Raw genomic sequence first — 14,930 nt, 5'->3', positions numbered from 1 at the left:
TGCAGTAGTTCCCACATTTTTACTGATTTAAACAACTTAGTTTCGGAGTAGGAATCCATAATTTATTTTTCTGAAAAAATTGAAATCTGAACTTTACAGAACGATTCCTAAAATGTGGGAACTCATACGAAAATTTAATGATATTAGAGCTGTTTAAAATTCGCAAATGACATTCTTTGTGGGAACTACAACAAAACTGAGTTTTACAGTCAAATTCTGAAAAATGTGGGAACTACTATGAACTTAAACCACGAAAAGTGAATATTTAAGAATTCGTAAAGTGACAAAATTTGTGGGAACTACCACTTTTTACAGACATTCTTTTAGAGAATGTTTATAAAATAAATTCTGAATCTGATTCAGATCCCAAAACAATAATTTATGCAGAAAATTGATTATAAGCCATCTCAAAAATGCTTAATCTTTTCTTTAAAAAAGTTTCTCTTATTCTAAGATATTTTTGAAATAACTTTGTAGAGTTATTGAACAATTCCATAGAGAAGATTAGCAAAACTACTTCAATTTTCCATTTCAATATAGAACTTGTCCCAAAACCGTCCAATGTGGGAACTACTGCAAAAATTGAACTAGATTAGAACTATTTGAAAATTCGCAAATTACCAAATGTGACAAAATTTGTGGGAACTACTGCATTTTATTAAAAATTTCTAAAGAATTATCGCATAAAATCTTTTTAGGTTTTGGGACAAGTTCATAATAAAAACAGACTCGGAAATTAATTTCCAACAACTCACTTTATTGATAGCCATCCCGCACACATCCAAAAATTATTTTTAATATTAAAAAATTATAATTTTAAAATTAACATTTGGTAAATTTACAAATTGTATTTCTAAAATCTTCGCAAAACAGAATCCCCATATGGATACGACTTTTTTAGATGAGAAAGAAAACCAGAATAGGTAAACCAACCTCGATAACCAAATTCTTTAGGCGCTCTTTCAATATGCATTTCCTGAGCAGGCATAAAACTGAATCCGATCAAAAAAAATTTTTCTCCTTTTTGATTTTCTGCTAAATCTAAAATCATAGAAACATGCCCGATGCCTCCAGTTTCATTTTGAACAAAAAGATCTCCCGGTTTTAAATCCGTCTCCGAAATTGTTTTCCCACCTTTTTTAAGAGAATACGAGTTGGAAGACGCAAACGCTTTTCTCAGAAAGGAAGAATAAGAAAGTCTACTTTTAGAAAAAAACTTTTGATTTCCATTATAATCAAAAAGGTACAACCGGTTTAAGAGATTACTTTGTTTATGATATTCTGCCCATATACGCATCGTATAATCCGCACATTGTTCTAAATCACTCTGAAACAAAAGTGGAACGTCTAGGACTGCAATTGTATCATAACGTAGAATGATATTCTGTTTTTTATATGTCCAAAGAGTCCGATCCGATTTTAACGAGATGTTTTGTACAAAATCTGGAAAAGATTTTTTTTCAAACCGAACCCGTGTAGTTCCCGGTGGAAGTGGGATTTCATTCACTTTAGAAGGTATCGAATCCGCATCCACACAACGATAAGCAGGGAGGAAAAAACCAAATACAACCAAAATGGTGAAAGTTAATTTTAGAACAAAAGATCTTGAAAATTGAATCAATGTTAAAGTTGGTTTTTGAAGTTTATTAACAAAAGTTAAAATAGATTTCACTACGATTCTTTTTTTACTCATAACTATATAATAAAATACCTAATATCTTGCATGGAATCAGTGTTTTGTGATAAAATTAACGGTACTCTATTTTATAGAGATCAGTAAAAATTATCAAATACATTCTTTTTTTCTAAACAACTATGTTCTACTGATTCCTATAAAATAATAGTGTAACATTTATCTTGAAACAAACCCAACCGTTTAATATAAAATTTTAGATACTTTATTTTAACGTGAATTTAGAACTTGTCCCAAAACCGCCCAATGTGGAAACTCATACGAAGATTTAACGACATTAGAACTGCTCGCAAATTGCCAAATGCAACTTAATTTGTAAGAACTACTACATTTTAATAGAGTTGTTGAAAATTCCATAGCTCAACTGACCAAACTGCTAATCAACCGTTTCCATGAGATAGAAAACAGTTGGAGAATTAATTTTTCAACAACTCTATTAAAAATTTCTAAAGAATTATCACGCAAAATTCTTTGAAGTTTTGGGACAAGCCCGAGTACAACGCGAAAGGGATCGATGCGAGGTTAATAAATTGCGACTAAGGACGATATGGTGCATAACGTTTCCTGCATACAATTTATTGACCAGAGCTGAGAGCCCGGTCCGGCTTGCCTGTGGCAAGCCGGATTCGCCCTAATTTTTTTACGTCGAACTCACTCTATTGTATAGAATTTAATAAGTCTTATCCTATTTCAGTTAAAGAAAAAGTATGAGTTCTTAAAAACTTCCCTACTTAAAGCCATATAACAGAGTGTCCAATGTTTTTTATTTAAACAGACTTTTACGATAAAAATTTGCGATATTTAATTATATAACTCCGACTAATGTATGAAAGATTTATAATGTTATATAAATTCCCAACGCCGACAATCAAAACAAAAGATGGTCAAGGTTTTTTTATTCCATAACCAAATCCAGACTTTTGGATTTTACAAACGAAGACTGTTTGATTTGTAAGCTAAAATTTTACGATCCTGCACAATGATTTAATACAAGAAACATATAAATCTAATATACACCGAACTTTTTATTTCTTTTTACCGATTTTATCAACCAGATCTACTAAAAGTCGAACTCCGTATCCGGTCGGCCCATTACCAATCTGAGTTCCAGAAGTTTTCTTTCTCCAAGCAGTTCCTGCGATGTCAATATGCGCCCAAGCAATTCCTGGTTCCACAAATCTTTCCAAAAACTTTGCAGCCGACAATGAACCTCCTGCCCTTCCAGCTACGTTTCGAATGTCTGCGATGTCACTTTTTAAGTCTTCCGAATATTCATCCCAAAGAGGCATTTCCCAAATTCGTTCATCCGAAGAAACAGACGCTTCTTTTAATAGATTTGTAAGAACCTCGGAATTACTCATCACTCCAGCGGCCTCGTGTCCCAAAGAAATGATAATCGCTCCGGTTAAAGTTGCAAGATCCAGCATATAGTCTGGTTTAAATTTTTTTCCTACGTAAGATAAAACATCTCCCAGAACCAGACGACCTTCCGCATCCGTATTTTGAACTTCCACAGTAATTCCGTTATACGCAGTATATACGTCTCCCGGTTTGATCGCTCCAGCATCAGGCATATTTTCAGCGACTCCAATAGCCGCTATTACTGGAACACCTAATCCTAGTTCGGCGATCGCTCCGATCGCATGGATTGCCGTAGCTGCTCCACACATATCGTATTTCATTTCGTGCATATCCTGAGCCGGTTTAATGCTGATCCCACCCGAATCAAAAGTAAGCCCCTTTCCTATAATCGCAAGTTTTTTCTTCGTAATTGGTTTTATGGGAGTATATTCCAAAAGAATCATCTTCGCCTTTTTATCCGAACCTTCGCAAACGGAAAGGATCCCTCCCATTTTTTCTTTTTTCAACTGAGGTTCGTCAAAGACTGTAATTTTAAGTCCGTTGTCTTTTGCGATTTCTTTCGATCTGGAAACAAATTCTTCGGGAGTAAAATGATTTGCCGGAAGATGAGCGATATGACGAACTCCGTTGATATAACGGCTGACTATCTTTCCCCGTTTGAGTCCTTTTTCGGCTTCTTTTAATTTTGCCGCGTCTTGAAGTATAAAAGAGACGTTCCCTATTTTTTTGGAATTTTCTTTATATTCTTTTGCCAAAAAGTTGATCGCATAAGCTCCCTGTTCCAAAGAGTTTACAATTTGATAAACTACTAAATCGGCGGGAAGCGCAGTAGTAAGATTTTTTGGAATATGAATTTCCAAACCCACACCTTCCCATTTTTTAAGTTTTTCTCCAAATTGAAAGAAGTGTTGCGCGACTCCTCTAATTTTTACTTTGGAAGTTTCACCTAACCCTAAATAGATGATTTTTTCAACTTCATCTGTAAAAACCTGTCCGTTTTCTCCCGTAAAAATTCCGGAAGCAATTTGAAGAGAGAATTTCGTCTTTAAATTTTCCGGAAAATGATCTTTTAAAAGAAGTTGTAATTTATAAAACGTCTTAGAAGGATTTTTTCCGATTGATATTTGGATTTTATTTTTATCCAGTTTCATTTTTTCTCCAATGTTTTAATGTCGGAAAGGATTTCATCTACATGTCCTTTCACGCTGACTTTGGGATATACTTTGAGAATTTTTCCGTCCGCTCCGATCAAGAATGTAGTTCTTACGATTCCCATAAATTCCCTTCCCATAAACTTTTTCATTTGCCAAACTCCATAGTCTTCGCAAATTTTTCCGTCCTCGTCCGAGATGAGTGTGAAGTTTAGTTCCTGTTTTTCAATAAATTTCTGATGTGACTTTACGCTGTCTTTTGATACTCCGACCACGTTAAATCCGGTTTTTTTGATCCTTGAAAAATTATCCCTGAAATCGCAGGCTTCAGTTGTACAACCTGGAGTTTGATCCTTTGGATAAAAATAAAGTACAGTTCCCTTTGGTCCTGACAGATCAGAAAGTTTAACCTTTTCCCCTTTTTCGTTAAGCGCAGAAAAACCTGGCGCTTTGACCCCCGTTTTGAGTTCGCTCATGGAAATACCTCTTTAGATTATCTTAGAATTTTTTTTTAACCGGTTAGTCTTGCAAGATAGTTCTAAAAAATTATACAATTTCAAAACGGTCGTAACTCTGACCTCACCTACAAATCCGCTTTTAAGAAGTTATCCAAACCTGGATTAGAATTACCAAATAGTTACTGCATTCCTAGTAATTAACGTGAGTTCGACGTAAGAAAATTGGGGCGAATCGCTCGCAAATTTCATAGTTAAAATGGCTCACGACCGCGCTTTTCGCTCCAATTCCTTCGGAATTTCCGCTACAATCGCTTTCGCATTTGTTATGCCGAACTCACGTTAATTAGAAGTTTTAGAGGCCACTAACATTTTAGATATAAAGTTAATGGTATTTTTTATATAACTATCAGTAATAAAATGTATGAGTCCCGTAAAAAACTGGAACATTCATCTGCGATTCATAGAGAAAGCAACATTGAGTTTTTTTATTCGCAAGATTTCTCCACGAACTTGATAGAAGAATCTTTCTAAAACCTGAAAAGAATCTTCATTCAACTAAATTCTTGTATAAAACTCAAGTTTAACGACCATCAAAAAATTAAGAATCTTTTTTGAACTTGTCTCAAGCTCAAGACTACTTAACGTGAGTTCTATAAGATTGAGTACGGTTAATTTTTATGATGAACTAAATGAGGTTCATCCAGGTCCCTCCAAAGAGCGGAGTCCCCGATCGTAAGAGACGCTTCGTGTATTTCTTCTAAAAACTGAGCTTCTTTTTCCGGAACTTTTTTCTTATCTTTTGAATCCAAAGATTCCTTTACATTTTCAAGAATTTTATCCAAAAGAAAATTGATGGGTTTATCCCAAATCGCGGAAGTGATCACAATCACCATTCTTCTATGAGGAATGACATACACAAACTGACTTCCCTTTCCATTAGCCATAAAAGTCCTTTTACCTTCGAACTGATGTGTCCAAAGTTGATAACCATAATTTTGGGAAGCGCCCGGTTTGATCGCTTGTTTGATCCAATCCGGTTTGAGAATTTTTTTACCTCTATAATTTCCGTTGTTCAAATATAAAATTCCTAGTTTCAACATATCCACAGGCCTTAATCTCAATCCAAAACCAGCGGTCTGTCTTCCCGAAGGAGAGGTATACCATTCGTAGTCTTTAAAGTCTAACCAAGAGAATAAAGTTTTTTCAGCAAATTGAAGCAGTGTAGATCCAGACTTATTTTCCAAAACCGCAGCCGCAAGTTGTGAATCCCCATTACTGTAATCAAACTTCGTTCCTGGTTTATCTTTTACTTCAGGTAACAGAGCAATTACGAGCGGATCTTCCGCCGTTCTTATATCTTCTCGCTCTGGAAATTCGGACCAACGCATTCCGGAAGCCATATGTAGAACGTCTCTCAAACGAAGAGATTCCTTTCCTTCAAGCAAAGGAAAAGGTAAATTTCCAAGAGAACGAAGTGAATCCATCACCGGTTCATCTACATTTTTTAGAACTCCTTCAAAATTCAAAATCCCAAGTAGAGTAGAAGTAACCGTTTTTGTGACCGAATAAACGCTATGGTTGTGATTTCTAGTAACACCTCCCGCATAACGTTCCATGATTAATTTTCCATCTTTTAAAATCAAAAGAGAACGAACTTCCAATCCTTCTTCTCGAATGGATTTTGATAAACGAAGTAATGATGCGGAATCTAAACCAGCGTCTTCTGGTAAAGCCACTAAAAAACCTTCAAATGGAGTTCTGTTGAGTTGTTTCGGAGCAAAAGAACGAGAAACTGTTTTAAGCGCCACTTCTCCATCTCGCACAGCGCTGGTACAGGAAAGAAACCATCCTATACAGATCAGAAAAAACAAAACTCTCATATTAACACACTCACCCTTTTTTATAAAAGATTGAAATCGATTCTTTTTCATTTGTATTTTAATTTTTGAAATTTATTTCCTACCGTTTTTTTAAACCGACGGTTCTTTAAACGACTTTCAAACCAGGATTTGAGTAGATTTTTTTTAAACTTTTGCAAGTATTTTATTCATTGAGACCGTAATTTGCGATGAATTCAAGATTCGTTGTTCGTTTTTTTCTGATCTGTTTTCTTTGTGCTTCTATTGTAACCACGGATTGTTTTGTCCGAGTCGACTGGGATTCCCCCAATCATAAAAAAGGAAAGAATGCCCCGTCGCCGGACGCTTTTCCCACCACAGAAGAAGCCAATCTCACACAAGTAGAACGTGCAAAACTAATCCAAAAAAGAAAACGAATTGGACTTTCTCCGGAAGGTTTTGCTTTAGTCGGTCAAGAATCTAAATTCTCGTATGAAAACGCCTGCACTCAACTTCTCTCTAAATGCCAGGCAAACTGTATGGAAGAATGGTATCCTTTTACCTCTATCTTTTTACCGATTATAGGTTATAGAAGCGCAAAACAAAGACAATGTATGGATCGATGTAATCAATTCTGCAAACTACCTAGTAGGATTTTATCCGGGGAAACAAGTACAACTCCTTCCACTCCGGTCCAGTTTCCTCAATAAGATTTTTTCAACAAACATCAATTAGACGATACCATTTCCTTTAAGTACATTAGAGTTGTTACACAATGGGCTTAACTTTAGTCTCGCTTACTATGATAAAAAACATCCCAGATTCCCCAAAAACGACCGATTTCTCCAGCATTCGGAATCAATTTTAAATCCATTCTTCCTTGAATCAACTCTCCGGGATCTACACGAAACCTTACAGGGAATTGAGAAGAATACGTATCATTCCCCGGAAACCGAACCGTCGTCTTTAAAACTCCGTTCATATATACTTTCAATTCTCTAGGTTTCACTCCCTTCGGTCTTTCAGTATACGTAAACTGCGTTAGATCCATTTGAACATAAATCGGATCGTTACCAAACGGATCTGCAGTCAAATAAAAACGAAGTCCCTCTTCCGGAATCATTCTGCAAAGCCCATCTTGAAGTATACCAGTCCCCGCACCGGGAGCAAAGTCAGGACGATCCCTCTCCAATTGCATTCCGTTATGAATCGCCCAAGTGGAAAGTTCGGAATAAGTTCTAAAATCTTCCGTTCGAAGCGGTTCCCCATCTTCTCCTTGATGATCAAAGTTGATGAATTTTTTAAATTTCGGATTTTCTTTCGATTGTAGAAACCACGTATTGGTAAAAGTAAAACAGAATAAAACGAGTATTAACCGGTGCCAAACCATCTACTCTAGTATCGACAGGATTGGGAAGAATTTGATCACATTCCATACAATCAAACAAGCCGGAAAAACGATTCATTCCCCCTGCGTAGTGACTTTGGGAAATTTTGATGGAATCCATCTGGGACACCAAGCGCTCTTAGATCAGGTTTTAAAAGTTTCCCAAACAACCGGACTCTCTTCCTGCGTAGTCACCTATGATCCAAATCCAGCAATCGTACTCGGGAAAAAAGCCGGAATGAAAATTCTCATGTCCCTTGAAGATAAAGAAGAATGGATCCGTCAAAAAGGAATCGATTTTCTAGTTATTCTTCCATTTAACATCGAATTGGCGGAAATGAATGCGGAATCGTTTTTAGAGGAAATTTTGCTTAAACAATTAAAAGCTAAAAACATTGTCATCGGCTTCAACCATTGTTTTGGGAAACAAAGAAGAGGTAATTACGAACTTTTAAAAGAATATTCAGAAAAACTAAAATACTCAGTAGAAAAGGTAGATCCAGTATATTTAAATGATACTAAACTTTCCAGTTCTTATGTAAGAAAATTGATAACAGAAGGTAATGTAAAAGAAGCCTTTTATTGTTTGAATCGTAGTTATTCGATATCCGGAGTTGTAGTGGGAGGACACAAACGAGGAAGGGAAATCGGATTTCCAACTGCAAACGTTAAACCAAACACGGACATTCTACTTCCAGGCATCGGTGTCTACGCAGGCTTTACTCAGGTAGGGGAAATTGAATATCCTTCGATGATCAACATAGGTCGTAATCCTACATTTGGTATAAATTCGTTAACCTTAGAGTCTCATATATTCGACTTTCAAAAAAACATCTACGACCAAACCGTGAGAGTCTATTTTAAGGAAAAAATCAGAGACGAAATTAAATTTTCAAGCGTTGAAACATTGATCTCTCAACTCAAACAAGACGAAATTATCGCAAGAAATATCCTAAAATCCACAATTGGAAAAAATTCGACTCATTTTTAAGCGTAGTTTAGTAAGTTAGTAAAAATAAGTATTTTATAATTTAAATTTATCATCGCACTTATATCAAGGCGGATAAAATTTTCAAATTCGTTTTTTTGCATGAACTATTATCTTTTTCTTCCAATGGTTTCTTTTGCTGCGAACGCTATGTTTATAGCTTTCATATACGCAAGACGTACGAATAATCTTGTCATTCGTTTTTATTTACTTTATGCGATCATTTTAGAAGCCTGGCTTTTTACTTGTATATTTTATTGGGCCTCTCCTTTCGAACCTTGGGTTTTTAGAATTCTTTCCATCACTTGGCTTCCAGTCGGTTTATTTCATTTAGAATTTGTTCATATTTTTTCTCAAAATTTAAATCCAAAAACTCGTTCTTCATTAGGATCCAATTTTAATACTTTTCTTTTAGAGATTTTTCTTTGGTTCTTCAGGATCGGAATTCCAATCCTATATTTGATCACACTTTCCACGGACTGGATCATTCATGGAATTGTACACTATCATTGGGGAAATGAAAACGAACCCAATCCTTTGCTTTATCTTGTAATTCTCATTTTTGTAGCGCTTCCCGCTTTTATAGGTTTGGGAATTTTAACTAAATCTTTTTTGATTTCGGAAGGCGAACAAAAAAAACAGGTCGGCCTGGTACTAATCGGTTCCATGTTTTTAATCTTAGTGAGTTTTTACTACGAAGTCATTCAGATAGACGATCAAGGTAAATTATTATCCCCACCTCTCACTTCGATCGGAATTTTAGTTCAATCCCTTTTGATCTTCATCGCGATTACAAGATACGGTTTTTTAAAAATTAACGTGGAAGGATTGGCAACAGAATTGTTTCGAGACATTCATGATGGAATGATTTTGATAGAACGAGATCGATCCCTTTTTTTTATAAACGAATCTGCAATAAAAATATTAGGAATTTCTAATTTTATACCCTCTCATTTTTTTCCTTCCGATTTTTTAAAAGACTATCAGGAAAACCCAGATTATTTTTCTAAAGAATATAAACCAATCTTTAACTCCAACTGTAAAGGGATTGAACTTACTCGATCAAATATACAACTAACCGGAAAAGGGAACGGTTACCTTTTTATTTTAAGAGACATCAGCGAAAAAATAGAATATAGAGAAAAAATAGAAAGTATCTATTCTGCATTTAATAAAGATTTAGAAATTGCGAAAATAGCCCAAACCTCAGCAATTTCTACTAAATTCCCGGAAAGTCCCAAATTTAAGTTTTACTCTCACTTTCAGCCTTTCGAACTTGTAGGTGGAGATTTTTTGAAAGCCTTACAACGTTCCGACGGTAAATTAGACGTCTTTTTTGCAGACGTTTCCGGTCACGGAATCTCCTCGGCTATGGTAACCGGAATGCTTTCTATTTCCTTTCAATTGGCAGTGGAAACAAATCCAACCCCAAAAGAAGCTTTAGAAAAAATACAATCTTTACTTTTAAACGCTGTATTAAGTCACCACGTTTCCGCGATATATTTTTCTTTCGATCCAAACACAAAAATATTAGAATATTCTTATGCAGGGCATCACCCTATTTTAGTTTTCAGAGAAGGTAAAATTATTCCCTTAGAAGGTGAAGGAAGAATTCTTTTGATTACACCAGAAACAGAATTAAACAACTATACTTTTCAGTTTAAGAAAGGAGATATTGTATTTCTCTATTCGGATTGTCTTTTCGAAGTCAGAGACGCATCGGGGGAAATATTCGGATACGAAAACTTCATACAAAAAATGAGCGAAATACCGATTTATAGTCCATCCAAAATTCTCAGGACAGCAATCGATCTAGCTCTCAATTTTAATAACGGAAAACTTACGGACGATTTGACAATCTTGATTTTGGAGATTCTCTAAAAAATGAACCCGTATATTCTGATTCCTTTTTCAGCATTAATTATCAACGGATCATTGTTTGCTTATGTAAGCTCGCTCAAAGGAAAATCCGAGACGGTAACTCTCTATCAAAGATTTTCTTTTATACTTTTTATCTGGCACATTTCTCTTATTTTTTATTGGTCTTTCTTACCAGAGAATTGGCCTACTCTAATTTTCAAAGTGTCTTCTTTTTCTTGGATTTTTATAGGTTGTTTATTCTTCGAATTTGCAGTTCGATTTTCAAATTCTTCATTTCGATTTCTAATCTATTTATTTAGAGGTTTTTGTTTAGTTTCATTTCTTGTAACAATCAGTACCAATTTAGTAGTCCAAGGAACTATTCGCGCTTACTGGGGAGACATGATTCAAGCCGGGCCCTTATATCTTCCCATTAGTATTTTAGCAACTGGAATTCCTACGTTAACCGGTTCTTTGATTTTAATTTTTAACGGACTACGATCCCACAATTCACTTTTAAATAAACAATTTAAACTAGTCGCTTACGGAACAATTTTTTCGTATCTAATTAGTTTTATTACTACACTCCTTCCTAGATATTGGAACTCTTCGCTTACATTCCCTCCGTTAAGCGGAAGCTCAGCTCTCATCCAGTCGATCTGTATTTTTATAGCAATCCATAAATATGGTTTTATGGATCTTAAGTTAGAACACATCGCATTACAACTTTATGCAGAAATTAGAGAAGGAGTGATCCTTCTTTCTTCCAAAGGAAATCTTATCTTTAGTAATCTATCTGCAAAAAAAATGTTAAATATTTCAGATAACGTATCTACGGGATCAAATTTCGATCTAAACAATTACCTGGAAGGATTTCCCTCCGATTCCTTTTTTGAAAGAAAAGAATTTGTCAATCTTACCATAAAAGTCGAAGACCATCCGCCCGGAGTCGTAGAAAATAGATATCTTGAAGTTTCGTCTTCTCCGATTTCTTTTTCTGGAAAAAACGACGGAAAGGTATATATACTCAGAGACATTACCGAAAAAAAAGATTCTCTTGAAAAAATTAGAAGATTATTATATAGGCTAGACCTAGATCTGGATCTTGCAAGAGACATCCAACAAATGATTACTACTCGAAATTTTCCGGATTCTTCGGATTATAAAATTTACTCCTATTTTCAACCCTACGTAAAAGTAGGTGGGGACATTTTAAATGTAATCAAAGAAAAGGACGAAAGTCTTCATATACTTTTTGGGGACGTTTCCGGACATGGAATTTCTGCAGCCATGGTAGCCGCCATGACCTCAATTGCTTTCGGTGCTGCGACCAATAGAAATGACTCTACGGATAATAACCTTCTTTTTATACACGAACTTTTAAAAGATACAATCACGCTTCATTCCTTTTCCTGTATATATATGAGATATACTCCATCTGAAAGAAAATTAGAATATACTTATGGAGGACATCATTGTGCTTTATTGCTCAGAAACGAAATTTGTATTCCGGTAGAAGGTTCAGGAGAAATTCTATTTACAACTCACGCCCCCAATCTTCGAAAATACGAACTCGATCTAAAAAAGGGAGATAGAATTCTTTTATATTCGGACGGTTTATTCCAAGTAAAAAACAGAGAAGGAAATTCCCTGAGTCAAAATCAATTTCTCGAAGCGATCAGATCCTTGGTCGTGGAGGACACAAATTCTATGATCCGTTCAATTCTTTCGTATTCTAGTTCTTACGGGAATGGAGAAATTTCAGACGACGTTACGATTTTTTGTTTGGAAGTTCTTTAATGAAAATTAGAGTTATTGAAAAATTTCATAGCTCAGCTTAAAAAAATTGCTTTAATCGACAGTTTCTATGAAACAGAAATGGATGGAGAATTAATTTTTAAACAACGTTATTGTAATAGTTAATTTATACACAATGAGTCATTGATATCTAAAAGACAGTTTAAAAATTAAATTTAATACATCATTAAATCTTCCTTTTATATCTAGTTGCATACTTTTCAAGCTGAACTAGTGAATTGGTAGTCTTCAAACCATGTCGTAGTTTTAAATATTCAGTTTGAAATTTTTCCATCTCTTCAAGTTCGCCATAAATAATCAAAAGGGCATAAGGTCTTAAATGAAAATATTCTTTTTCTAATATTTCTAATAATGATTTTTTAGATACAAATCGATTTAGATAAGGCAGAATATACAAATTCAGGTTTTCATAAACTTGATTGATCATAAAATCTGTATCTGAATTGAAATCAATATCATACCAAATATCATTACTATTTCTTAATTCTCCAAGTCGTTTAGTCAAAAAACATTCTTCAATCCTTGGAAAGGACGGGATCTCGAATTTTTCTTTTTCATAAAAAAATCCTCTCCAGTATTCAGAAAAAAAGAACCCTATATTAATAGTAAAACTTAAGCGATCTGTTGAATTCCATTGGCTTTTTTGTAAGTCAACCACTTTACCATATTCATCATTCATTAGACAAAATCGATTACCTTTTCTTTTAAATCCGAGAGGTTTCAAAATTTTATAGAACCCTTCTTTGGAGATTTTTTTAAATATTTTTTCCGGAATACTCTGCATTATAAAATCACGCTAAAGGGTTATTGAAAAAATTAATCTCTTATTATAAAAATGGAATATACTTTGGTTTTATGAATGTCTATAAGATTGAATACCTTGAGTAAATTATTACTACAAAATAGAGTTGTTGAAAAACTCCATTTTGTCGATTAACAAAACTATTTCAATCAGTAGTTTCTATAAAACAGAGACAAATGAAGAATTCATTTTTTAATAACTCCAATATATTAAGTTACATAATAAAGAACCTGATCCAATAGTCTATTCAATTAGGTGAATTCAACGAAAGAAAATCTAGGGAAATCTAGCGCAGAAGGACCGCGCTGTCAGCTCCAGTCAATAAATTGCATAAAAGAAACGTAATACAATATTCGTATTTAGTTTCAATTCATTATAGAAGTGAGACGCTGAGTTTGAAAGAATGTTCTACTAGTTTCCTACGCTTCCTATCGGATTCTATAGAACTCTCCCGAAACAGCACTTTGTGATAAACATTTAAGTACTTAATTTTATAGAAATGAAACTCTAAACAATGAAAGATGCGGGAAATTTTAACATCTCAATCCGTAAGAAGCGTCCGCTGAATTATCATGGGGTCGTCTCGAGATAACTCAGTGTTTTGTTTTAAGAAATTTTTTCTCGGATCAGTTTTAAAAACGGAAGTATTTCGTCTAACGTTCCAGGAAGTTCATATTCAATCGAATCTCCTGCACGAATAATATCTTTTTCTTCTAATGCGACCGCGATCGAAGCCAGGATCTCGTTTAATTCTCCGGTTTTTTCTTCAAAACCGATTCCGTCAATTTCAATCTCTGAAAAATCCAAATCCGGTTTTTTCAACTTCAAAGTAATAAACGAAGTCAACAACACGTTAATTTGTGAAATGGATTGAGTCAATAATTCGATTGCTATTTCATCCTTTCCGGATTGATACGATTCGTTTACTTTTACAAAAGCCTCTTTGAGACCACCTATGTTCTCTATAAACGTATTTAAAATTTCTTTTAGAGTTGGAAAATCTAAATCCAGAACCTGAGTTCTAGCAATCAGATCCATGATAAAAAGTTTCAGATCTCTTAAATGTTCTAAAAAGTTTTCTATGGTTTCTGTGTTATCTAAATTACCACAGTTAGACGAAATTTCGTTTAAAATTTGCGATACCGTATTTCCGGTTCCCATCGGCTTGATCTGATCTAGTTTGAGATGTAATAAGTTAGAGGCAGAGCCTAAAACGCTACCGATCCATTTGATTCCGTCTGATAGTTCTCCGGATTCTTTTTCAGTCAAAGAATCTCTTCCGAATAAAGTAGAACCTACCTTGTCCACGTATAGATCCAATTCGGTTAACGTGGAAACTAGAAAATCCATCTCTTCTCCTACAAAAAATTCCATCTTGGCGACCGATTCTATTCCTTGATCGTTCATGATAGAAGTTTGAAACTCTACTCCGTCTACGGTACAGCTTAGAAGATATTTACCTTTTGATTCGACCCATTTGTTGACCTCGCCGAAAACTTCGCCTAACTTCCTTTCGTTTTCAAGAGAACTATCTATGAGATGTTCGTTGATATAAATTTCCATTTCATTCTCC

Annotated in this window: 11 protein-coding genes; 4 read left to right on the top strand and 7 right to left on the bottom strand. The window is 34.7% G+C overall.

From position 1 onward, the window contains the following. Positions 1-853: 853 nt before the first annotated feature. The 4 genes from LEP1GSC059_RS05875 to LEP1GSC059_RS05860 form a co-directional block, all read right to left on the bottom strand. Positions 854-1,672, bottom strand: a complete 819-nt coding sequence (locus LEP1GSC059_RS05875; protein WP_155243408.1) for a DUF4846 domain-containing protein — start codon at positions 1,670-1,672, stop codon at positions 854-856. 1,046 nt (positions 1,673-2,718) lie between these two features. Beyond that, entirely contained in the window at positions 2,719-4,206 is a 1,488-nt protein-coding gene (locus LEP1GSC059_RS05870; RefSeq protein ID WP_017214112.1) for a leucyl aminopeptidase family protein, read from the bottom strand. Continuing rightward, positions 4,203-4,682, bottom strand: a complete 480-nt coding sequence (gene bcp / locus LEP1GSC059_RS05865; protein WP_002176242.1) for a thioredoxin-dependent thiol peroxidase — start codon at positions 4,680-4,682, stop codon at positions 4,203-4,205. The genes LEP1GSC059_RS05870 and bcp overlap by 4 nt, the downstream gene beginning before the upstream one ends. A gap of 650 nt (positions 4,683-5,332) precedes the next feature. Next, positions 5,333-6,595 carry a serine hydrolase domain-containing protein gene (locus LEP1GSC059_RS05860; protein ID WP_017214111.1) on the bottom strand — a complete coding sequence of 421 codons (1,263 nt, stop codon included), beginning with the start codon at positions 6,593-6,595 and terminating at the stop codon, positions 5,333-5,335. A gap of 137 nt (positions 6,596-6,732) precedes the next feature. Here LEP1GSC059_RS05860 and LEP1GSC059_RS05855 point away from each other — a divergent pair, with 137 nt between their 5' ends. Next, the gene (locus LEP1GSC059_RS05855) at positions 6,733-7,212 is read left to right on the top strand and encodes an LIC_10730 family protein (protein WP_002176257.1); all 480 of its coding nucleotides are present in this window, start codon (positions 6,733-6,735) and stop codon (positions 7,210-7,212) included. Positions 7,213-7,289: 77 nt separating this feature from the next. Here LEP1GSC059_RS05855 and LEP1GSC059_RS05850 read toward each other — a convergent pair whose 3' ends face one another. After that, positions 7,290-7,892, bottom strand: coding sequence for an LIC10729 family protein (locus LEP1GSC059_RS05850; RefSeq protein WP_017214109.1), 603 nt, complete (start codon positions 7,890-7,892; stop codon positions 7,290-7,292). Between the two features lie 31 nt (positions 7,893-7,923). On the opposite strand from LEP1GSC059_RS05850, the gene LEP1GSC059_RS05845 reads away from it, so the two are divergent. From LEP1GSC059_RS05845 to LEP1GSC059_RS05835, 3 genes are all read left to right on the top strand, one after another. Beyond that, the gene (locus tag LEP1GSC059_RS05845; RefSeq protein WP_002176218.1) at positions 7,924-8,880 is read left to right on the top strand and encodes a bifunctional riboflavin kinase/FAD synthetase; all 957 of its coding nucleotides are present in this window, start codon (positions 7,924-7,926) and stop codon (positions 8,878-8,880) included. 99 nt (positions 8,881-8,979) lie between these two features. Continuing rightward, a complete protein-coding gene (locus tag LEP1GSC059_RS05840; RefSeq protein ID WP_002176404.1) occupies positions 8,980-10,758 on the top strand; it encodes a SpoIIE family protein phosphatase in 1,779 nt (592 codons plus the stop codon). Between the two features lie 3 nt (positions 10,759-10,761). Then, complete coding sequence (locus LEP1GSC059_RS05835) at positions 10,762-12,537, top strand: SpoIIE family protein phosphatase (protein WP_020980450.1); 1,776 nt, start codon at positions 10,762-10,764, stop codon at positions 12,535-12,537. Positions 12,538-12,721: 184 nt separating this feature from the next. Here LEP1GSC059_RS05835 and LEP1GSC059_RS05830 read toward each other — a convergent pair whose 3' ends face one another. Together LEP1GSC059_RS05830 and LEP1GSC059_RS05825 are read right to left on the bottom strand one after the other, a co-directional pair. Next, positions 12,722-13,339, bottom strand: coding sequence for a DUF4304 domain-containing protein (locus LEP1GSC059_RS05830; protein WP_017214107.1), 618 nt, complete (start codon positions 13,337-13,339; stop codon positions 12,722-12,724). A gap of 624 nt (positions 13,340-13,963) precedes the next feature. After that, on the bottom strand, positions 13,964-14,920 hold the full coding sequence (locus LEP1GSC059_RS05825) for a hypothetical protein (RefSeq protein WP_002176290.1): 957 nt from the start codon (positions 14,918-14,920) through the stop codon (positions 13,964-13,966). Positions 14,921-14,930 lie beyond the last annotated feature (10 nt).

It is taken from the genome of Leptospira noguchii serovar Panama str. CZ214 (assembly GCF_000306255.2).
Taxonomy (GTDB): Bacteria; Spirochaetota; Leptospiria; order Leptospirales; family Leptospiraceae; genus Leptospira; species Leptospira noguchii.
The sequence above is the reverse complement of the archived record's forward strand: the minus strand, read 5'-3'. Positions and strand labels throughout refer to the sequence as shown.

Bases quoted from the DNA above. Each gene is read 5' to 3' on its own strand.
- LEP1GSC059_RS05850 (WP_017214109.1), bottom strand. From the start codon at position 7,892: ATGGTTTGGCACCGGTTAATACTCGTTTTATTCTGTTTTACTTTTACC.
- LEP1GSC059_RS05835 (WP_020980450.1), top strand. From the start codon at position 10,762: ATGAACCCGTATATTCTGATTCCTTTTTCAGCATTAATTATCAACGGA.
- LEP1GSC059_RS05830 (WP_017214107.1), bottom strand. From the start codon at position 13,339: ATGCAGAGTATTCCGGAAAAAATATTTAAAAAAATCTCCAAAGAAGGG.
- LEP1GSC059_RS05825 (WP_002176290.1), bottom strand. From the start codon at position 14,920: ATGGAAATTTATATCAACGAACATCTCATAGATAGTTCTCTTGAAAAC.
- bcp (WP_002176242.1), bottom strand. From the start codon at position 4,682: ATGAGCGAACTCAAAACGGGGGTCAAAGCGCCAGGTTTTTCTGCGCTT.
- LEP1GSC059_RS05870 (WP_017214112.1), bottom strand. From the start codon at position 4,206: ATGAAACTGGATAAAAATAAAATCCAAATATCAATCGGAAAAAATCCT.
- LEP1GSC059_RS05855 (WP_002176257.1), top strand. From the start codon at position 6,733: ATGAATTCAAGATTCGTTGTTCGTTTTTTTCTGATCTGTTTTCTTTGT.
- LEP1GSC059_RS05840 (WP_002176404.1), top strand. From the start codon at position 8,980: ATGAACTATTATCTTTTTCTTCCAATGGTTTCTTTTGCTGCGAACGCT.
- LEP1GSC059_RS05860 (WP_017214111.1), bottom strand. From the start codon at position 6,595: ATGAAAAAGAATCGATTTCAATCTTTTATAAAAAAGGGTGAGTGTGTT.